The following is a 19691-nucleotide window of genomic DNA, read 5'->3' as shown; positions in this document are numbered from 1 at the left end:
GAACATGGTAGGCGGGAACCCGCTGGTCGCGATCGATCTGGGCGCTGCAGCGAAATCTGCAAGTCTGTGCGCCAGCTCACATTTCGGGACGTATCTTTCCGGTATTTTGAAGATTTTTGCGGTTGTGTTCGAACCGCGACGTCAATCCTCCAGACCAATCTTGCGAGACGGCCATTGAGCGTGACAGCAGCGGCGTCAGATGAAACCCTGATTGCCCGGATCGCTCAAGGCGACCGGCTCGCCATGCAGGTGCTGTACGGACGGCACCATGTCAGGGTGTACCGTTTCGGGCTCCGGCTCGTGCGGGACGAGCAGGTCGCGGAAGACCTCATCAGCGAGGTCTTTCTCGACGTGTGGCGTCAGGCCGGCAAGTTCGAAGGCCGTTCTGCCGTCTCCACCTGGCTCCTGGCGATCACGCGGTTCAAGGCCCTGTCGGCCCTTCGGCGCCGGAAGGACGTTGAGCTGGAAGACGAGGCCGCGAACGCGATCGAGGACACGTCCGACGATCCGGAGGTCGCGGTCCAGAAGAAGAATACCGGCGAAGCATTGCGCAAGTGCCTGACGGCGCTTTCGCCTGATCACCGGGAGATCGTCGATCTCGTCTACTACCACGAGAAGTCCGTGGAGGAGGTGGCCGAGATCGTCGGAATTCCGGAAAACACCGTCAAGACGCGCCTGTTCTATGCGCGCAAGAAATTGGCCGAACTCCTGAAAGCGGCCGGCATTGAGAGAGGCTGGCCATGATGGCTTTGAGCAAGATGCTGGAGCAAGAGCCCGGAGAGATCGAACTCCTGCTGCCGTGGTACGCCGCCGGCACGCTGAGCGCGCGCGACATGCGCCGGGTCGAGGAGGCTCTCGCCAACGATGCCGATCTCGCCAGGCAGTATGCGGAAATCCAGAAGGAGTATGCCGAGACCATCGCGCTGAACGAAAGCCTCGGCGCGCCGTCGATGCGTGCGATGCAGAAGCTGTTCGCGGCGATCGAGGCGGATCCGGTGCAGAAGCCTGCCGCGCCGCGCGGCTTCGGCGCGCGGCTGATGGATTTCTTCGACAGCCTGTCGCCGCGGACCCTGGCGTGGACCGTCAGCCTCGGCGCGCTGCTAGTGCTGGCGCAGGCCGGCGTGATCGGCGCCGTGCTGATGCGCTCGCAGACTGCGACCTATCAGACCGCCTCGGTCCAGGACAAGACCGCGGCGCCCGAGCCCGCGAGCAGGCCGATGGCCGCGCCGCCGCCGCCGAGCGCCGCTGCGCCGGCCCCGGCGGAGCGGGCGCCCGAGAGCATGACGCGTTCGCGGATGGCCGAAGCACCGGCCCCGGCCGCACCGCTGATCCGCGGCCTTGGACCGCAGGTCGCCGGATCGACCGCGCCCGCCTATGCGCTGGTGCGGTTCGCGCCGGATGCGCGCATGGCCGACATCTCGGCGCTGCTCGACAGCTACCAGGCCTCGATCGTCGAGGGCGCCAAGGGCGGCCTGTTCAAGCTGCAACTCGGCGACCGGCCGTTGTCGAAGGCCGAGGCCGACAGCCTGATCGGCCGTCTGGCGCGCGAGAAGATCGTCAGCCTGGCGGTGGCCGCGCAATAGGCCCGCGCCGTCCGAACGTCATTCGGAGGCTCCATGTCGACTACTTCGCCGCTCCAGTTCGCCAGATCGGTCGCGATGCTGATTGTCGTCGCAATGCCTGCTTTCGCGGGTGGCGACCTCAGTGCCCATGCCCAGGCGATGATGCGTTCGCCCAACATCAACATCCCGAGCCGGGTGCCGAGCATCAACCCGGGCACCGCGATGCGTGTGCCGCCGCCGGCGATGGCCGTGCGCCCGACCCTGCCCAATGTGCGATTTGCACCGAACCTGCAGGTGTCCTGTGACCCGGCGGATCGCAGCGCCTCGGGTGAATGTCTCGACCGCCGGCCGGTGACGGCGGACGGGCAGGGCCGGCGGTCCCAAGGAAGATTGGACAAAGGCAGGTCCGCCAAGGTGACGCAGCGCGGCGAGCCGAAAGCTGCGGGCGCGGTCGACCCGCGGACCATCGCCAACGAGATCGTCGCCGAAATCGATGATGGTCTCTCGGCCGACCAGGTCGACGCGTTGGCGCGTCGCCATGGCCTGCAGCGCATCAGCTCGCAGCGCTTTCCGCTGATCGGCGCCACCATCGGTCTGTTCCGGATCACCGATCGCCGCTCGGTGCAGGCGGTCAGCCGTGCGCTCGCGGCGGATGCCAGGGTGCGTTCGGTGCAGCCGAACTACCGCTACACGCTGCAGCAGCAGAGCGCCGTGCCAGTCGAGGGCGATCCGGCGCAATACGCGCTGGCGAAGCTGCGGCTGCCGGAAGCGCACAGGCTGGCCGAGGGCGCCAACGTCACCATCGCCGTGATCGATTCCGGGATCGATCTCAAGCACCCGGAATTCGCCGACGCGTCGTTCGACGCATTCGACGCGCTCGGCGGCGACGAGGGGCCGCATGCGCACGGCACGGGCATCGCCGGCGTGATCGTGTCGCACAAGCGGTTGATGGGCAGCGCGCCCTATGCACGCATCATCGCCATCCGCGCCTTCGGCATGGCCAAGAAGGGCGGCGGGCCGGAGAGCAACTCCTATGTGATCCTGAAGGCGCTGGACTACGCGGTTTTGCATGGTGCGCAGATCGTCAACATGAGCTTCGCCGGCCCGAAGGATGCGGTGATCGAGCGCGCGATCGCGGCCGTCGCTTCCAAGGGCGTCGTGATGGTCGCTGCGGCCGGCAATGCCGGGGCCAAGTCGCCGCCGCTGTATCCTGCGGGCAATCCCAACGTCATCGCCGTCAGTGCGACCGATGACCGGGACCAGTTGCTGCCGGCGTCGAACCGCGGCAATTACATTGCGCTGGCCGCGCCCGGCGCCGAGATTTTTCTGCCGGCGCCGGACGGAAAATATCAGATCATCTCGGGCACCTCGTTTTCCGCGGCCTATGTCAGCGGGCTTGCGGCGCTGGTGCTGGAGCGCAATCCGACGCTGAAGCCGGAGATGGTGCGGACCGTATTGACCGGGACCGCGCGGGATCTCGGGACCCCCGGACGCGACGATCTGTTCGGGGCAGGGGAGGCAGATGCGTTGGCGGCGGTCCAGGCCGTGGTCTCGCCGCAGGGGGCGCCTGCTGCTGCTGTGCCTTCTGCGGGGCTGCAAACGGAGCCCGCGGCGGCCCGCGAGTTGCGCCCGGCGCCGGCCGCGGTGACCGAGGCATCTCCGGCCGGCGACGCGCTTCGGCCGGCGCAGCAATGACGCCAACGTTTTCGTGAACGTTCCGAAATTCTCCCGCTCGCTTTGAACGTGCAGCGGGGCGGTCACGACAGAAAGCATGTGGGAGCGGTGATCCCCTCCCCAAGGCTATATACGGCGCGAGCGCCCATCCACCCCAAGCGCCCATATGGCTCGACCCGTCCGGTTGTCCCCCCGGACGGGTCTTTCATTTTGGGCGAGGTCGAAGCCCGGCAACGTCGATATCCGGCAGTGTTTCGCGCGCCCCGAGGCGAACATCCTTGGGTTGTCTCGGGATGCCGTTGGCCGCGCTCGCGCTCCGCGCCTGGCCAAAGCCCGAAAGAACACGGACAAAATTTCCGCACGACTACGGTTTGGCCGCCAAACAACATGGCATTAGCTAGACTTTGTTAACCTTTTCCACAAAATATTCCCGTCACGTTGCGTTGATTCGTGCCGAGTGCGTCCGTCCCCTTATCTCACGGGCTCCCCCATGACACATCGACCGGACGTGGCTTGCAGCCGCGAACTGGCTGCACGCTGGTGCGCGCTTGCCGAACGGCGGCTCGACCATCTGACCGAGCTGTTCCAGAGCGGCCGCTGGCGCCGCTACTACACCGAGCAGTCTCTCCTCGACGATATCCGCCAGGCCAAAGCCGCGGTGCAGACCTGGCAGGCGCTATCCCGCGCCGAGCCCGAGCAGGTGAGCATCGTGCCCAGCCAGAGGCCGGCTGCCGTTGTGGCTGCGCCACCGGCGCCCGCGCGCCCCGCCGAGCCTGAGCCGATCAAACTCCGTCTCCATGAGAATCATCCCATCGAGCGGCGCCCCATTGCGCTGCCGCCTTCGCTCGAAACCATCCTTGCGGAGTCCAAGATCATCGTCGAGCCCGAGATCGAGCTGGCCGCGGATGATCTGGAACCGGACGACGTCATCGAACCCGACTATGTGGCCGAAGACGACATCGCGCCGGAGCCGACCGTCGCGCCGTCCCGCATCGACATGTTCGCCCTGGAGCAGGCCTTGAGCATCGGCATTCAATCCGACGCCGAGTATGACGAGCCGGTGGTCGATCTCGATGCCATCGAGCGCCGCTATCCAGCGCTGGCGGTCGCTTATTAGTCTGTTACCGGCTGACGGCGTTGCCGTTGACAGTCAGATGGGCAAATCGCTGCGCACCGTCCTGCGTCAGGTCCGATGTCACCGGCTTGACGTGATCGAGCCCGATGACCGCGCCACGGGGCGTGCCGGAGATGACGTTGTTGCTGACGAGCGCCGTGCCCGCGCCCGGCACGACCGAGAGGCCGACGCCGGCCAGAGCGTTGCGGACGACGTTGCCGGAGATCACCACGTCGCGCAGATATCGGCCCCAGCCGGCGACGATGCCGTAGGACGGGGCATTCTCGACCACGTTCCCGGTCACCGCGGAGTCCGCCTCGACATAGATGCCGATTCCGGCGTCGTCGTCGGGTGCTGTGCCGATCGGCCGCTTCGGGATCAGATTGCGGATGATGTTACCCTGGACCACCGCGATGCGGCCGCCTTCGTTGAAGTTGCAGACGGAGACGCCGAAGGCGGCACCATCCACCGTATTGCCTGAGATGACGGCGCCCTCGAATGCGAACTCAGAGTAGAGCGCGACCTCGCGCACGTCGCTGACGCTGTTGCCGACGATCTGGATGTTCGAGGCCGAGTTGCCCCGCACTGCCGAGTAGTCGCAGTTCCTGATGCGGTTGCCGCGCACGATCACGTTGCCGGCGCGAAAGGCGTTGATGGCGTTGCCGTACTGGCCCGAGCCGCCGGGGCCGGCCTTGATGTCCGTGATGCTGTTGTCGAGCACCATCGTGCCGTCGTCGCCGATCGCGGTGCGCAGGATCTCGATGCCGTTGTCGCGCGTCCCCTTGATGGTATTGCGCGACACGATCAGCCCGAGGGCATCGAACGACACGATCGCGGTGACCGCGATGTCGGTGAGGACGTTGCCGCTGACGTCGCCGGAAACCTGCTCGAGCCAGATGCCGCTGCCGCCGGAGCGGGTGATCTCGCAATCCAGGATTCTGACATCGTTGCCGGCTGCAACGTGAAGCAGGCCGCGCCGCTGGGGCAGGGCAATGCCGCCGCCGTCGAGCGCGACGCCGCTGATGCCGAGGCCGTCAGCGCCTTCTGCTGACAGCATCGACGGGCCGCCACCGGTGAACACGAGCTTGGTGGCACCCCGGACGCCGACCATCTGGCTGCCCCTGGCAAGCCGCAGCATCGAGGTCCTGTAGGTGCCCGGCGGCAGCGCCAGCGGCACCTGGGCGCGCGCGGCCTCGTCGATCGCACGCTGCAGCGCGCGGGTCTGGTCGTCGGGACTGTTGGGCTTGACGCCATATTGCGTGGCGTCGCGGCCGAGTGTGGAGATCAGGAGGGTGGCCTGCGCGGCATCCGCCGGCAGGGCCAATGCCCCGGCGACGCCGGCAGCCGATCCAGCCAGAATGCGGCGGCGATTGACATCCATGGTCAGCGTCTCGCGCAAAAGATGATGTGCGGCCACGACTTAAGCTGAAAGTCTCAATGCTGATGCCGAGGATGAGCGCCTGCGCCCGGGATTGTTGGCGGTAGGGTTAAATCTTCACGTCAGATCGCCCGCCGGCGTGGGTTGCCCGTCGAACCGGTGAGCCTCTCCCGAGGGAACCAATGGGACTCGGGGACATTGTTCCCGCAATGGATCGGCGAGGAGAGGGTCATGCATCTGTCAAATGAGAGTCTACTGGTTATTCTGTTCGTGGGCATTGTCGCGGGCTGGCTCGCAGGCCGCGTCATGGAAGGCGGCGGCTTCGGCCTGATCGGCGACCTGATCGTCGGCCTCCTCGGTGCCTTCATCGGCAACTGGCTGTTGCCGCAGCTCGGCATTCATCTGGGTGTCGGACTGGTCGCCGCGATCATCAACGCCTTCATCGGCGCCGTGGTCCTGTTGCTCCTGCTGCGCTTGATCGGTGGGGGATTTGGCGGTCGGCGCCGCTGGAGCATCTGATATCCCGCGCTGACCGTCAGCGGTCATACCACCATCGGCGTCAGCTCGTGCGACAGGACGCCTGTCGCACGAGCTTGACCAGCTCCGTCAGCATCGCTTCGCCGGCATCGACGAGCCCCTCCAGCGTGATGCGCGAACTGCCGTGCGGCAACGCCGTGCCGGCACGCGGCAAGGGAGGAATGTGGATGAAGGCGGCGAGCCGCGGCCCTTCGGCGGCCTTGGTCGCCTCGATCGCGCGCCAGCTCAGATAGTTGCAGAGATAGCTGCCGGCATCGCGCGAGGCCCGGGCATCGATGCCGGTGGCGCGCGCCGCGCGCAGCAGCCGCGCCATGTGCGGGCCGAACGGCATCGGATGTGCACCCGGGACGATCACGCCCTTGCGCGCGACGTGGCGGTCGGCATCCGGGAAGGTCGTGGTGATCGCGTTGCGGGCGCGCGTCTCGATCCGCAGATAGGACGTTCGCCCGGCGAGGCCGAACATCATTAGCGCATGCGGGTGCCGCTCGGCGATCAGCGCGGGCAGCTCGCGATCCACGGTCGCATAGGTCACGTGAAAGATGTGGCTGCTGATGGCGACGTCGTCCAGCGCTGGCCGCCGCAGCTCGGACAACCGCTTCACCAGCGGCATGGTCGGATTGGACGGCGCGCCGGGAAACGGACCGAATCCGGTGATCAGGATGCGCGGCCGCTCGCTCATGTCAGCATCTCCGCGAGCTGCTCGGCGGCGAGCGCCGGCGCGACGCGGCCCTCGGCGACGTCGCTCTCCAGCTTCTTCACCTTCGCGCGGATGGATGGATCGGTGCGCAGCCGCGCCATCAGGCGCTGCTCCAGCATGGTCCACATCCATTTCACCTGCTGGTCGCGCCGCCGCGCGGCGAACTCCCCGGAGGCGATCATCGCCTTGCGATGATCCAGGACCTTCTGCCACAGCTCGGCGATGCCCGTGCCTGATATCGCCGAATAGGTCACGACCGGCGGATGCCAGTGCTCGGAGCGGGGGCTGAGCAGATGCAGCGCGCCGCGATAGTCGGCGGCGGTGATGTTGGCGCGCTTGACGTTGTCGCCATCGGCCTTGTTGATCGCGATCATGTCGGCGAGCTCGACCAGGCCCTTCTTGATGCCCTGCAGCTCGTCGCCGCCGCCCGGCAGCATCAGGGCGAGGAAGAAATCGGTCATGTCGCAGACCGCGGTTTCGGACTGGCCGATGCCGACCGTCTCGACCAGGATCACGTCGAAGCCTGCGGCCTCGCACAGCAGCATCGCCTCGCGCGTCTTGGCGGCGACGCCGCCGAGCGTGCCCGACGAGGGCGAGGGGCGGATGAAGGCGTGCTCGTGATGGGACAATCGCGCCATCCGCGTCTTGTCGCCGAGGATCGAACCGCCGGTGCGCGCCGAGGACGGATCGACCGCGAGCACCGCGACCTTGTGGCCCTGTCCGATCAGGAACATGCCGAGAGCATCGATCGTGGTGGACTTGCCGACGCCGGGCGAGCCGGTGATGCCGACGCGGATCGCGTGCCCCGTCCGTGGCAGCAGCGCCTGCACCAGTTCGCGCGCGGCGGCCTGATGGTCGGCGCGGCGGCTCTCGACCAGCGTGATCGCGCGCGCCAGCGCCGCGCGGCTGCCGGCGCTGATATCGTCGGCCAAGGTCGTGGTATTTGGCGAAGGAGAACGAGAGGACATGCGCCCGTTATAGCGGATGCGAGCGGCCCGGCCAGCTAGTTCTCCTCCGCATCCCCCTTCGGCCTCGCGCCGCCGAAGATCGCCTGCCCCTCCGCGCTGAGATAGGGCTTCAGCGTTTCCCAGGGCACGAAGGCGACATAGTCGCCTTCCGCGTAGGCGCCAACGGCGTAGGGCGGATAGTGGAAGGTGAGGCCCGAGCTCTTGCCGGCCAGCGTCGAGGGCGCGAGCGTGACGGCGCCAATGCCGAGCAGCTTCGGCTCGACGCTCTTCAACCACCACTCGTCAGTGTCGCCGGCGTCGCGCGCCTTCTTCTCTGCTCGCAGCGAGGCGATGATCGCCTTGCTGATCGCGGTCATGGTCGGACCGTTGTCGGCGGTCTCGTTGAAGAACGGGCGGATCGAGATGCGCTTGGCGGCGGCCTTGTCCCAGAGGATGGTGTCGACCGTCCGGTTGGGATGGGCGCCATGCGTGTCCATGTAGTCGTTGCGCAGCACGCTGACATAGCGATCGGCGACCATCGAACGCACCGAATAGTCGCGGCCATAGGTGTAAGGGCCGTCGCGGAACAGTTCCTTGTCCGCCTTGTAGTCCTTGGCGGCGTCCGCGGCCTGCTTGTCCATCCACTTGCGGCCTTCGGCGAGGCAATTCGCGGCGAGCGCCGGATCGGCCTTGATGTCGGCACTCAGCGTGACGCTGGCCTCGGCGGCCTTGGTCTTGATCGACGCATCGGGCTTGGCTTCGGCGGCGATCGCCGGCGAGAGGGTGAGCAGGCCGAACAGGGCGGCGACAAGCAGTTTGGTAGAATACATGAGGCTTGTGATCCGGGTTTGGTTGTCTGTGCGCGCACGTACCGCAAAGGTTCGATCGTGCCCAGATCGAACGCGCGGCGATTGATTACAGCGCGTTAATAGCTCGACGCTCTCGGGAATGGACGCAAGACAATGTCGAGATTCCGGGCTCAAGGCCTTTGGCCTTGCCCCGGAATGACGGTGGGGTGTGACGCAGTCGGACTATTCCGCCGCCTCGCTGTGCCCCAGCCGCGCATTGAGCTTTTGGATCAGCTCCTCGGCGGCGTCGGCGATGACGGTGCCCGGCGGGAAGATCGCCTCGGCGCCGGCCTTGTACAGCGCATCATAATCCTGCGGCGGCACGACACCGCCGACGATGATCATGATGTCCTCGCGGCCCTGCTTCTTGAGCGCGGCCTTCAGCTCAGGCACCGCGGTGAGATGCGCGGCCGCCAGCGATGAGACGCCGAGAATGTGCACGTCGTTCTCCACCGCCTGCCGCGCCGCCTCGTCGGCGGTGGCGAACAAAGGTCCGATGTCGACGTCGAAACCGATGTCGGCGAAGGCCGACGCGATCACCTTCTGGCCGCGGTCGTGGCCGTCCTGGCCGATCTTGGCGACCAGGATGCGTGGCCGGCGGCCCTCGGCCTCCTCGAACGCCTCGATCAGCGCCTGCAGCTTCTCGGCTTTGCCGGACATGGCGGCGATCTCCCGCTTGTAGACGCCGGTGATGGACTTGATCTCGGCGCGATGGCGGCCGAACACCTTCTCCAGCGCGTCGGAGATCTCGCCGACGGTGGCCTTGGCGCGCGCCGCGTCGATCGCGAGCGCCAGCAGGTTGCCGTTGCCGTCGCCGGCCGAGCGCGTGAGCGCCGACAGCGCCGCATCGACCTCGGCCTGCCTGCGCTCGGATTTGAGCCGCGACAGCTTGTCGATCTGCAGCCGGCGCACGGTGGAATTGTCGACCTTGAGCACGTCGAGCGGCGGCTCGTCGGTCGGCTTGTATTTGTTGACGCCGATCACCGACTGGCGGCCGGTGTCGATGCGGGCCTGGGTCTTGGCCGAGGCTTCCTCGATGCGCAGCTTCGGCACGCCGGCCTCGATCGCCTTGGCCATGCCGCCGAGCTCCTCGATCTCCTGGATGTGGCCCCAGGCCTTGGCGGCGAGGTCACGGGTGAGGCGCTCGACATAATACGAGCCGCCCCAGGGATCGATGATCCGGGTGGTGCCGCTCTCCTGCTGCAGGAACAGTTGGGTGTTGCGGGCAATGCGGGCGGAGAAGTCGGTCGGCAGCGCCAGCGCCTCGTCGAGCGCGTTGGTGTGCAGCGACTGGGTATGGCCTTGCGTGGCTGCCATCGCCTCGACGGCGGTTCGCACGACGTTGTTGTAGACGTCCTGCGCGGTCAGCGACCAGCCGGAGGTCTGGCTGTGCGTGCGCAAGGACAGCGAGCGCGGATCCTTCGGGTTGAACGGCTTCAAGAGCTTGGCCCACAACAGGCGCGCGGCGCGGAGCTTCGCGACCTCCATGAAGAAGTTCATGCCGATCGCCCAGAAGAACGACAGCCGCGGCGCGAAGCGGTCGACGTCGAGTCCGGCGGCGATGCCGGCGCGCAGATATTCGACGCCGTCGGCGAGCGTATAGGCGAGCTCGAGATCCTGCGTCGCGCCGGCTTCCTGCATGTGATAGCCGGAGATGGAAATGGAATTGAACTTCGGCATCTTCTGCGAGGTGAAGGCGAAAATGTCGGAGATGATCCGCATCGAGGGCGAGGGCGGATAGATGTAGGTGTTGCGCACCATGAACTCTTTCAGAATGTCGTTCTGAATGGTGCCCGACAGCTTCTCCGGCGGCACGCCCTGCTCTTCGGCGGCGACGACGAACAGCGCCAGGATCGGCAGCACGGCGCCGTTCATGGTCATCGACACGCTCATCTGGTCGAGCGGAATGCCGGCGAACAGGGTGCGCATGTCGTAGATCGAGTCGATTGCGACGCCGGCCATGCCGACGTCGCCGCCGACGCGCGGATGATCGGAATCATAGCCGCGATGGGTGGCGAGATCGAAGGCGACCGAGAGGCCCTTCTGGCCGGCGGCGAGGTTGCGCCGGTAGAAGGCGTTGGAATCCTCGGCCGTGGAGAAGCCGGCATATTGCCGGACCGTCCAGGGCTGGTTGACATACATGGTCGGGTAGGGGCCGCGCAGATAGGGCGCGATGCCGGGCCAGGTGTCGAGGAAGTCGATGCCGGCGAGATCGGCCTCGCCGTAGGCTGATTTTACCGGGATGCCTTCCGGCGTCAGCCACGGCTCGGCAGCGCCTGCGGGCGCGGGGGCTGCGATCGGCGCGAACGCGATGTCGGCGAAATTCGGAATCCGGGTCATTCCCTGGCGTCCTCAAACCTGCGGTTTCTCTCGATCAGCTCTTGGATGTTCTTCTTGTAGACCGGATCATTGCGTGGATCCGTTGTCATGCTGCGCGTCCAGAGGCCGTGGACCGCAGTTTCGATGAGCGCGGCCAGCCAGTTGATCATGAGGTGGTCCTCGGACGCTCGCATGTCGCGCGCTCAGTCATGATCCGGATGCTGATGACTGACGATGGACGCCATCTTCTCCGGTCCATAGTTCTGTTGTGTCGTCTGGCTCGGCAGATTGGCGATCGCGACCACCCAGCCAAGTCGCGACTCCGAGCCATATTGTCGCGTCGGCACCACCCGGTCCGGCCGGTCGAAGCTGCCGGTCATGATCTCGATCCGCGGCCCATCAATACGCCCGAAGCCGAGCGGCGTGCCGCAGGCGGGGCAGAAGAAGCGCTCGGCGATCGTGGATGAACGGAACGCGGCGGGCTGACCGCGCGTCCAGGCGAAGTGCTCGCGGTCGATCTCAGCGAACGAGGCGAACGGCGCGCCGGAGGCTTTCTGGCACATCCGGCAATGACAGATGCTGACCTTGTTCGGCGTGGTCTTGAACGCGAAGCGGACGGCACCGCATTGGCAGCCGCCGGTCAGGAGAGGCTTGGTGTCGTCGGTCATGCTCACTCCAGATGCGTATAGGCGTCCTCGAGCGTCTTCAGCGCGTCGCCGCCGGCGAATACGAAGCTGCCGATGCCTGCTTCGCGCAACGCAGCTTCCCGCTCGCCGCCCCGGCCTGCCAGATAGATATGTCGTGCGCCCGCGGCCTGAAGGGCCTTGGCCGCCGGAACCGCGGCCTCGGCATAGACCTTGTCCGACGAGCAGAGGCAGGCGATCGCGGCGCCGGAGGCGCGGTATGCATCTGCGAGCGCGGCCGGATCCGCGCCGCCCTGGCCGTCGATCGCGGCGATGCCGCCGGCCTCGAAGAAGCTGCGGACGAAGGTCGCGCGCGCGGTGAAGTCGGCGGCCGTGCCGAGATTGGCGAGGAAGACCGAGGGGCGCTGTCCCTGGCTCTTCAGCAGGCTGTCGGAGCGGTCACGCAGCCGCTCAAATCCTTCAGCGAGGCGGATCGGCGTGAGCGGTGCGAAGCTGAGCGCAGCCTTGGCCGCCAGCGGCGCGGCCAGAGGGGCGACCGCTTCCACGGCGACTTCGGCCTCGTTGAGATTCGGAAACTCGCTGGCGCCGGTCAGCACGTCGCGCCGCTTGGCGATGTTCGCATCGCGCGCCTGCTTCACCGCGGCGACCTTGGTCTGGATGAGGCCCGCCTGCAACGCCGCAACGACGCCGCCGGCCTTCTCGATCTCCTGGAACAGTGCCCAGGCGGCGCTGCACAACTCGCTGGTCAGCGCCTCGATGCCGCCGGCACCGGCGGCGGGATCGGCGACGCGGGCGAGATTGCTTTCCTCCAGCAGCACCAATTGCGTGTTGCGGGCGACACGGCGCGCGAACGCGTCGGGCAGGCCGAGTGCGGCCGTGTGCGGCAGCACCGTCACGGCATTGGCGCCGCCCAATCCGGCCGCGAACGTCGCGATGGTGGCGCGCAGCATGTTCACGTAAGGATCGCGCCGGGTGAGCATGCGCCACGCCGTCTCGCCCGAGATGAAGAGCGGCTTTGGCGCCAGGCCGCAGGCCTCCTCGATGCGCGCCCACAGCCGCCGCAGGCTGCGGAATTTCGCCAGCGTGAGAAACTGATCGGTGTCGGCGGCGAGCCGGCCATAGATCATGCCGCGCGCGGTCTCGAGCGCGATGCCTTCGGCTTCGAGCGCCCGCAGATAGGCGACGGCGGAGGCGAGAGCGAAAGCGAGCTCCTGCGCCTCCGATCCGCCGGCGTCGTGCACGACCCGGCCGTCCGCGGCGAAGAACGGGCCCTTGAAGCCGGCCGCGTGCAGTTGCTTGACCAGCGCGCCCGAGTTGCCGCCGAGCGTCGATGCCTCATGCGAGCTTGCGCCGCGAGCGGCCGCATGCCCGATCGGATCGAGGCCGAACCGGATGTCGCAGGCCGCGGCCTTGATGCCGCGCTGCTCGACGGTGTCGGCGAGAAGCGAGGCGGGTGAGAGGGAGTCGCCGAGGTGCAATTCGATTGCAATCGCAGCATCGAGATGCACGCCGTCGAGCGCGCGCGCCACTGCGTCGGGGCTGGCGGCGAGGCCGAAGCCATGCGCGGCGTTCGAGCCGGCAAACACCAGCGACAACCCGGTCGCGCCATTCTCGAGGTCGATCAGCGCCTGTGCGTTGGCCTTGGCCGGATCGGGATGATCGACGCGCTGCATGATCTGCCATGGTGCCGATGGTGCGCGGCCGGCGACCGGCGCGGCATGCTTGGCGCGCGGATAGATCGGCTGGATCTCGAGCCCGTCATAGGTCTTGCCGACCAGCTTCTCGAAGGCCGCGCCCTTCAGCACGCCATCGACCAGCTTGCGCCAGTCCGCCTCGCCGGCCGGCGCAAAATCGGCAGCCAGTCGCAGATCGTCGGTCTCGGTCGTCATGCGGATCGCGTCTCCCGGGCGTCTGTTTGTTGTGGCGCAAAATGCCACGTCAGGACGGCCAAGCCAAACGGTTGTTTGGCCGGAGATGTCAGCTATTCGGCTGACGGCAACGGCCGGATTCCGTCGCGCGAAACGGCGAGCACGGCCTCATCGACGCGGCGGCCGGCAATCCGTCGCGCCGGCACGATCTCGGCCAGCGGTACCAGCACGAAGCCGCGTTCGAACAGCCGAGGGTGCGGCAGCGTGAGATCGGGGGTGTCGATCGCGAAATCGTCATAGGCGATCAGATCGAGGTCGAGCGTCCGCGGACCCCACCGCGTCTCCTGCGCGCGATTGCGGCCGAACATGCGCTCGACCGCGTGCAGAACGCCGAGCAGCGGCCGTGGAGGCATCGCGGTCGCAATCTCGATGCAGGCATTGATGAAGGGCGGCTGCTGCTCCTCGCCCCATGGCGGCGTGATGTAGTCGGACGAGCGCGCGACAAGCGCCGCCGACGCGCGCGCACAGATCTCCGGAATGGCGCGCCGGAACGTCGCCCTGACGTCGCCGACATTGCCGCCGAGAGCAACCAGCGCGCTCGCCATCGCCGTCATGGATGCCGCGAGCGCATCAGCACCACGCCGACATCCTCGAAGATGGCGGCGATCGGCGCATGCGGCTTGTGCACCGTGACCTTGACGGCGCGAATGCGGGCGAAGGTCGACAGGATCGCATCGGCCACCGCGCCGGCCGCGCGTTCGAGCAGGCGGTAGTTGGAGTCCTTGAACGCCGCCGTCGCCGTCTCCACCACGTCGGAATAGGACACGGTGTCGGCGAGGCGGTCGCTGCGCGAGGAGTCCGAAAGGTCGGTGTAGAGCTCGAGGTCGATCACGAAGCGCTGGCCGACCTCGCTCTCATGCTCCATCACGCCATGACGCGCGTGGATGAGAACGCCCTTGATGAAGATCGTATCGGTCATCGCAGTGCCTCGATTGCCGCGGCCACGCGTACGGCCTGAACCGTTTCGGCGACGTCATGCGCCCGGATGATTGCAGCACCGCGCCGAGCCGCAATCAGATGCGCCGCGATCGAGCCGCCGAGCCGCTCCTGCGGCTCCGACGCCACCACGGTGCTGATGAAACGTTTTCGCGATGCGCCGACCAGCAGCGGCAGCCCGAAGCATGCGAATGCATCGAGCCGGGCCAGCGCAATCATGCTCTGCTCCGCCGTCTTGCCGAAGCCGATGCCTGGATCGAGCACGATGTTCCCACGGGGAATGCCGGCCTTGGCCGCGATGTCGAGCGAGCGCGTGAAGAAGCCGATCATGTCGGCGACGATGTCGATCTCCGGATCGACGGCAGCACGGTTGTGCATCACCACGATCGGCGCGCCATGCGCGGCGACGACATCGGCCATCGCGGGATCGCGCTGCAGACCCCATACATCATTGGCGATCGCAGCACCATGGTCCAGCGCGTAGCCTGCAACTTGAGATTTCATGCTGTCGATCGACACGGGCACGCCGAGTGCGACGACCGCGGGCAGGATCGGCTGCAGGCGCGCCAGTTCCTCCTCGGCCGTGACCGGCACCGCGCCCTTGTAGGGCCGGGTGGACTCGGCACCGATGTCGATGATGTCGGCGCCGGCCGCGATCAAGCGCTCGGCCTGCGCAATGGCGCGTTCCGGTGCATCGAAGCGGCCGCCGTCCGAGAACGAATCCGGTGTGACGTTGAGAATGCCCATCACCGCCGGGAATGGACGCGAAAGCCAGCTCCGCAGCAGCGGGTGGCTCGACGCGAGGTCCGGGGCGGAGTGCGGCGAAATGGCGCTCATAGGCGCCGCTTTGCGCGGTTGCCACCCTCAAGTCAAGGTGTCGCACCGCACAAGCACGGTCAATCTAGAGGCTGGTCAATAGCTGATCTTCGGCTCCAGCCGGCGCGCCCTTTCGATGAGCTGGCCGACCGACTTCTCCGACGGCAGGATCCGAACCAGTTTTCGCCGGGTGTTCACTTCCTTGATGTTCTGCGCCAGCCGGGCGGGATTGCGGTGCGCCAGCTCGCGCACGGTGGTCACCCCGGCTGCGCGGACGAGGCAGACCTTGGCCTTGCCCATGCCGGGAATGCGCATGTAATCGGCGGCGTTTGCCCAATCGAGCAGTTGCTGCTCGCTGATGCCGGTCTTGGCGGCCAGCGCCTTACGCCCTTTCACGGTCCGGGCGGCTTCGAGAAATGTGTCGGTGGTCCGGATGCCCAAAGCTTTCAGCTTGGCGGCATAGAAGGTCGTCATGCCTTCGAGTTCGGTGATCGGATATGTCATGATACTCGGCGCGCGCGAAGGTGCTTCAGGTGATATGGCCCGGGCGGTCGGGCTTGGGGCAACCGGGCTCAGGCCGGGTGTGCCTGTCGCGATCGTGCCAACTGATCGGCTTCGATTTGGTCGCGGCCGAACGCAAAAAGTTCACCGGCTGACGGCTGCGGCGCCTGCCATTGCCGTCCATTGCCGCTGAGGAAGTCAGGCCCGATGCCGATGATTTCAGCCACGACTTTACTGATGCCGGCCGTTCTGGCCAGCGGCTCAATCAACTCGTTCATGTGAACCCCGTCTCATCCGGTCCCCCACGACCGGATGTCCTCTCGCTGAATTCATCTTGATCGGACGATCCGTGAATTACAAGCGAGGAGCCGGCTCGGTGCGCGAATCGATTCGCGATCGACGATGAACTGTTGCAGCGATGCAAGACCGGATGTTGAATCCACGGATCAAACGTGCGCATCGCGCAGCACCAATGCTAAGAAGAGTGCGTGCCGTGCGAAGAGGTGAGGCACCCTGACGCTGGTTCCAATTCGCGAAACTCAACTATGTTATCGCGCGCGACGCTCCGCACCACGTGTGATGCGAAACATTCTCTCTCGAAAGATGGATCATCATGGCACCATCCGGAAAACCCGTGGCTGATACCGACGACAAGATCTTCGTGGGTGCCGGCGAGCAGCCGGCCTGGTTGACGCTTGAGCTTGCCAATCGCCATGGACTGGTCACCGGCGCGACCGGCACCGGCAAGACAGTCTCGCTACAGGTGATGGCCGAGGGTTTTGCCCGTGCCGGTGTTCCGGTCTTCGCCTCCGACATCAAGGGTGATCTCTCGGGCATCTCGCAGACCGGCGAAGCGAAGGACTTCATCCTCAAGCGCGCCACCGAGCTCGGCCTCACCTATCAGCCCGATCAGTTCTCGACGGTATTTTGGGATGTGTTCGGGGAGCAGGGCCATCCGGTGCGCGCCACCGTTACCGAGATGGGACCGCTGCTGCTGGCGCGGATGCTCGATCTCAATGATGTTCAGGAAGGCGTGCTCAACGTCGCGTTCCGCGTGGCCGACGAGAACGGCCTCGCCCTGATCGACATGAAGGATCTGCGCGCGCTGCTCGACGCGATCATTCCGGAGGCCGGCAAGAAGGGGGCGGATGCGGAGGCCGATCCGCTGGCGCCGATCCGGAAGGCGGCGCAGTCGTTCGGCAATGTCACGCGCGCGACCGTTGGCACGATCCAGCGGCAGTTGCTCGTGCTCGAGAACCAGGGCGGCACGAAGTTCTTCGGCGAGCCGGCGCTGGCGCTCACCGACTTCATGAAGACCGACCGCGACGGCCGCGGCATGATCAACATCCTCGTTGCCGACAGGTTGCTGGAGAGCCCGCGACTCTACGCGACGTTCCTGCTGTGGATGCTGTCCGAGCTGTTCGAGGAGCTGCCGGAGGTCGGCGATCTCGCCAAACCCAAGCTGGTGTTCTTCTTCGACGAGGCGCATCTGTTGTTCAACGATGCGCCGAAGGCGCTGATGGACAAGATCGAGCAGGTGGTGCGGCTGATCCGGTCGAAGGGTGTCGGCGTCTATTTCGTCACGCAGAATCCGCTCGATGTTCCGGACCGGGTGCTCGGGCAATTGGGCAATCGCGTGCAGCACGCGCTGCGCGCCTTCACGCCGCGCGATCAGAAGGCGGTGGCCGCGGCCGCCGACACCTTCCGCCCCAATCCCAAGCTGGACACCGCCAAGGTGATCACCGAACTCGGCAAGGGCGAGGCGCTGGTGTCGTTCCTGGAGGGCAACGGCACGCCGGCGATGGTGGAGCGCGTCCTGATCCGGCCGCCGTCGGCGCGCATCGGACCCGTCACGCCGGAGGAGCGCAAGGCGATCATCGCCGCGAGCCCGGTCAAGGGCAAATACGACACCGCGATCGACGCCGAGTCCGCCTACGAGCTGCTGCAGAAGCGGATCAGCGGAACCGCCGCGACGACGGAAGCCTCCTCCGGCAGCGTGCTCGGCAAGATCGGCGACATCGCCGCGACGATCTTCGGCACCAACGTCAAGCGCGGCCAGCTCTCGACCACGCAGGTGATCGCGCGCAACGTCGCCCGCTCGGTCTCCGACAAGGTGGTGGGCGGGATCGCGGCCGATCTCGGCAAGCAGGTCGGCGGCTCCTTGGGCAGTTCGATCGGCCGCTCCCTCGTGCGTGGCGCGCTAGGTGGACTGCTGCGGCGTTGATATGGTGTCGTGTTCCCGGTCGGCGTGATGGCCTTGTCACGTCATTTGCGCCGACTGGGGGCAGGCGGCATTTGCTGCCTTTGCATGAGGCTGGCCCGGACCGCGCAACGGAGCTACAAGCGGGCCGATAGCCGTTACATGCGAAGGATCCGGTGGCCATGGCCAATGCGCAGCTTCAATCCGTTCTCGACCACATCGACGCCGACTTCGACAACAGCCTGGAGCGGCTGTTTGCGCTGATCCGGATCAAGTCGATCTCGGCCGATCCGGCCTTCGCTGGGGATTGCAAGGCAGCAGCCGACCATCTTGCCAAGGATCTTGCGACGCTCGGTTTCGCCGCCGAAGTGCGGCCGACCGCCGGCCATCCGGCCGTGGTCGGCAAGAGCAACGGCCATGGCGCGGCCAAGCCACATGTCCTGTTCTACGGCCATTACGATGTGCAGCCGGTCGATCCGCTCGAGCTGTGGCACCGGCCGCCGTTCGAGCCTGTGGTCGCCGACCATGCCGACGGCCGCAAGATCATCGTCGCGCGCGGTGCCGAGGACGACAAGGGCCAGCTGATGACCTTCGTCGAGGCCTGCCGCGCCTGGAAGAAGGTGACGGGCGCGCTGCCGCTCGACATCACCATGCTGATCGAAGGCGAGGAGGAGGTCGGCTCCAAGAACTTCGTGCCGTTCCTCGAAGCCAACAAGGACGAGTTCAAGGCCGACTTCGCGCTGGTCTGTGACACCGGCATGTGGGACCCGAACACCCCGGCGATCACGACCTCGCTGCGCGGGCTGCTCTATGAAGAGGTGAAGATCAAGGCCGCCAATCGCGATCTGCATTCCGGCGTGTTCGGCGGCGGCGCGCGCAATCCGATCCGCGTGCTGACCGAGATCCTCGGCGGCCTGTTCGACGCCGACGGGCGCATCACCATCCCCGGCTTCTATGACGGCGTGAAGGATGTGCCGCCGGAGGTCCTGGAGCAGTGGAAGAAGCTCAACCTGACGCCCGAGAGCTTCCTCAAGCCGATCGGGCTGTCGATCCCCGCCGGCGAGAAGGATCGTCTGCTGATCGAGCAAATCTCGTCGCGGCCGACCTGCGACATCAACGGCATCTGGGGCGGCTATATCGGCGAGGGTTCAAAGACGGTGATTCCGTCGCTGGCGCATGCGAAGGTCTCGTTCCGTCTCGTCGAGGGCCAGGACCCGCTGAAGATCCGCAAGGCCTTCCGCGACTACGTGTCGGCGCGCATCCCCGGCGACTGCTCGGTCGAGTTCGGCGATCATTCGGCGGGCGCTGCGATCGCGCTCGACTGGACCATGAAGCCGTTGGCGGCTGCCAAGCAGGCGTTGACCGAGGAGTGGGGCAAGGAGACCATCCTGATGGGCTCGGGCGCCTCGATCCCGATCGTCACCGACTTCAAGAAGACGCTCGGTCTCGATTCACTGCTGGTCGGCTTCGGTCTCGACGACGACAACATCCATTCGCCGAATGAGAAATACGACCTCAAGAGCTACCACAAGGGCATCCGCTCCTGGGCCCGCATCCTCGCCGCGCTCGCGGAGATGCCACGGTAGTGCA

At 66.4% G+C, this 19691-nt stretch carries 20 protein-coding genes; 7 read left to right on the top strand and 13 right to left on the bottom strand.

Annotated elements, in window-relative coordinates:
- Positions 1-174 precede the first annotated feature (174 nt).
- The 4 genes from QX094_RS00870 to QX094_RS00855 all read left to right on the top strand — a co-directional run bounded on the left by QX094_RS00870 (position 175) and on the right by QX094_RS00855 (position 4353).
- Positions 175-744 carry a sigma-70 family RNA polymerase sigma factor gene (locus QX094_RS00870; protein ID WP_008961196.1) on the top strand — a complete coding sequence of 190 codons (570 nt, stop codon included), beginning with the start codon at positions 175-177 and terminating at the stop codon, positions 742-744.
- Positions 741-1583, top strand: a complete 843-nt coding sequence (locus tag QX094_RS00865; RefSeq protein ID WP_316187486.1) for a hypothetical protein — start codon at positions 741-743, stop codon at positions 1581-1583. The genes QX094_RS00870 and QX094_RS00865 overlap by 4 nt, the downstream gene beginning before the upstream one ends.
- A gap of 33 nt (positions 1584-1616) precedes the next feature.
- Positions 1617-3257 carry a S8 family serine peptidase gene (locus QX094_RS00860; RefSeq protein WP_316187484.1) on the top strand — a complete coding sequence of 547 codons (1641 nt, stop codon included), beginning with the start codon at positions 1617-1619 and terminating at the stop codon, positions 3255-3257.
- Between the two features lie 469 nt (positions 3258-3726).
- Complete coding sequence (locus QX094_RS00855; protein ID WP_316187481.1) at positions 3727-4353, top strand: TIGR03809 family protein; 627 nt, start codon at positions 3727-3729, stop codon at positions 4351-4353.
- A 4-nt stretch (positions 4354-4357) separates the two neighbouring features.
- Here QX094_RS00855 and QX094_RS00850 read toward each other — a convergent pair whose 3' ends face one another.
- On the bottom strand, positions 4358-5731 hold the full coding sequence (locus tag QX094_RS00850) for a TIGR03808 family TAT-translocated repetitive protein (protein WP_316187479.1): 1374 nt from the start codon (positions 5729-5731) through the stop codon (positions 4358-4360).
- Positions 5732-5959: 228 nt separating this feature from the next.
- Here QX094_RS00850 and QX094_RS00845 point away from each other — a divergent pair, with 228 nt between their 5' ends.
- The gene (locus QX094_RS00845) at positions 5960-6247 is read left to right on the top strand and encodes a GlsB/YeaQ/YmgE family stress response membrane protein (protein WP_315716090.1); all 288 of its coding nucleotides are present in this window, start codon (positions 5960-5962) and stop codon (positions 6245-6247) included.
- Between the two features lie 40 nt (positions 6248-6287).
- Here the strand turns inward: QX094_RS00845 and QX094_RS00840 are convergent, their stop codons facing one another.
- The 12 genes from QX094_RS00840 to QX094_RS00785 form a co-directional block, all read right to left on the bottom strand.
- Positions 6288-6944 carry a pyroglutamyl-peptidase I gene (locus QX094_RS00840; RefSeq protein WP_316167049.1) on the bottom strand — a complete coding sequence of 219 codons (657 nt, stop codon included), beginning with the start codon at positions 6942-6944 and terminating at the stop codon, positions 6288-6290.
- A complete protein-coding gene (gene meaB, locus QX094_RS00835) occupies positions 6941-7930 on the bottom strand; it encodes a methylmalonyl Co-A mutase-associated GTPase MeaB (protein WP_315753091.1) in 990 nt (329 codons plus the stop codon). The genes QX094_RS00840 and meaB overlap by 4 nt, the downstream gene beginning before the upstream one ends.
- Before the next feature lie 35 nt (positions 7931-7965).
- Positions 7966-8739, bottom strand: a complete 774-nt coding sequence (locus tag QX094_RS00830) for an RsiV family protein (RefSeq protein ID WP_315828247.1) — start codon at positions 8737-8739, stop codon at positions 7966-7968.
- A gap of 201 nt (positions 8740-8940) precedes the next feature.
- On the bottom strand, positions 8941-11097 hold the full coding sequence (gene scpA, locus QX094_RS00825; protein ID WP_316187476.1) for a methylmalonyl-CoA mutase: 2157 nt from the start codon (positions 11095-11097) through the stop codon (positions 8941-8943).
- Entirely contained in the window at positions 11094-11246 is a 153-nt protein-coding gene (locus QX094_RS00820; protein ID WP_315753088.1) for a hypothetical protein, read from the bottom strand. Before QX094_RS00820 ends, scpA begins: the two co-directional genes overlap by 4 nt.
- A 33-nt stretch (positions 11247-11279) precedes the next feature.
- On the bottom strand, positions 11280-11744 hold the full coding sequence (locus QX094_RS00815) for a GFA family protein (protein WP_315753087.1): 465 nt from the start codon (positions 11742-11744) through the stop codon (positions 11280-11282).
- A 2-nt stretch (positions 11745-11746) separates the two neighbouring features.
- Positions 11747-13609 carry a methylmalonyl-CoA mutase subunit beta gene (locus QX094_RS00810; RefSeq protein ID WP_316187474.1) on the bottom strand — a complete coding sequence of 621 codons (1863 nt, stop codon included), beginning with the start codon at positions 13607-13609 and terminating at the stop codon, positions 11747-11749.
- 92 nt (positions 13610-13701) lie between these two features.
- Entirely contained in the window at positions 13702-14193 is a 492-nt protein-coding gene (gene folK, locus QX094_RS00805; RefSeq protein ID WP_316188183.1) for a 2-amino-4-hydroxy-6-hydroxymethyldihydropteridine diphosphokinase, read from the bottom strand.
- Between the two features lie 5 nt (positions 14194-14198).
- Positions 14199-14567, bottom strand: coding sequence for a dihydroneopterin aldolase (gene folB, locus QX094_RS00800; RefSeq protein ID WP_315828249.1), 369 nt, complete (start codon positions 14565-14567; stop codon positions 14199-14201).
- A complete protein-coding gene (gene folP, locus QX094_RS00795) occupies positions 14564-15421 on the bottom strand; it encodes a dihydropteroate synthase (RefSeq protein WP_316167045.1) in 858 nt (285 codons plus the stop codon). The genes folB and folP overlap by 4 nt, the downstream gene beginning before the upstream one ends.
- Positions 15422-15496: 75 nt before the next feature.
- Positions 15497-15904, bottom strand: coding sequence for a DUF4332 domain-containing protein (locus QX094_RS00790; protein ID WP_315716100.1), 408 nt, complete (start codon positions 15902-15904; stop codon positions 15497-15499).
- Between the two features lie 68 nt (positions 15905-15972).
- On the bottom strand, positions 15973-16179 hold the full coding sequence (locus QX094_RS00785) for a hypothetical protein (RefSeq protein WP_316167043.1): 207 nt from the start codon (positions 16177-16179) through the stop codon (positions 15973-15975).
- Between the two features lie 335 nt (positions 16180-16514).
- Here QX094_RS00785 and QX094_RS00780 point away from each other — a divergent pair, with 335 nt between their 5' ends.
- Positions 16515-18125 (top strand): helicase HerA-like domain-containing protein, encoded by a 1611-nt coding sequence (locus tag QX094_RS00780; protein ID WP_316187471.1) that lies wholly within the window; start codon positions 16515-16517, stop codon positions 18123-18125.
- A 158-nt stretch (positions 18126-18283) separates the two neighbouring features.
- The gene (locus QX094_RS00775) at positions 18284-19687 is read left to right on the top strand and encodes a M20/M25/M40 family metallo-hydrolase (protein WP_316187280.1); all 1404 of its coding nucleotides are present in this window, start codon (positions 18284-18286) and stop codon (positions 19685-19687) included.
- Positions 19688-19691: the final 4 nt, after the last annotated feature.

It is taken from the genome of Bradyrhizobium sp. SZCCHNS1050, from assembly GCF_032484785.1.
GTDB lineage: Bacteria > Pseudomonadota > Alphaproteobacteria > Rhizobiales > Xanthobacteraceae > Bradyrhizobium.
The sequence above is the reverse complement of the archived record's forward strand: the minus strand, read 5'-3'. Positions and strand labels throughout refer to the sequence as shown.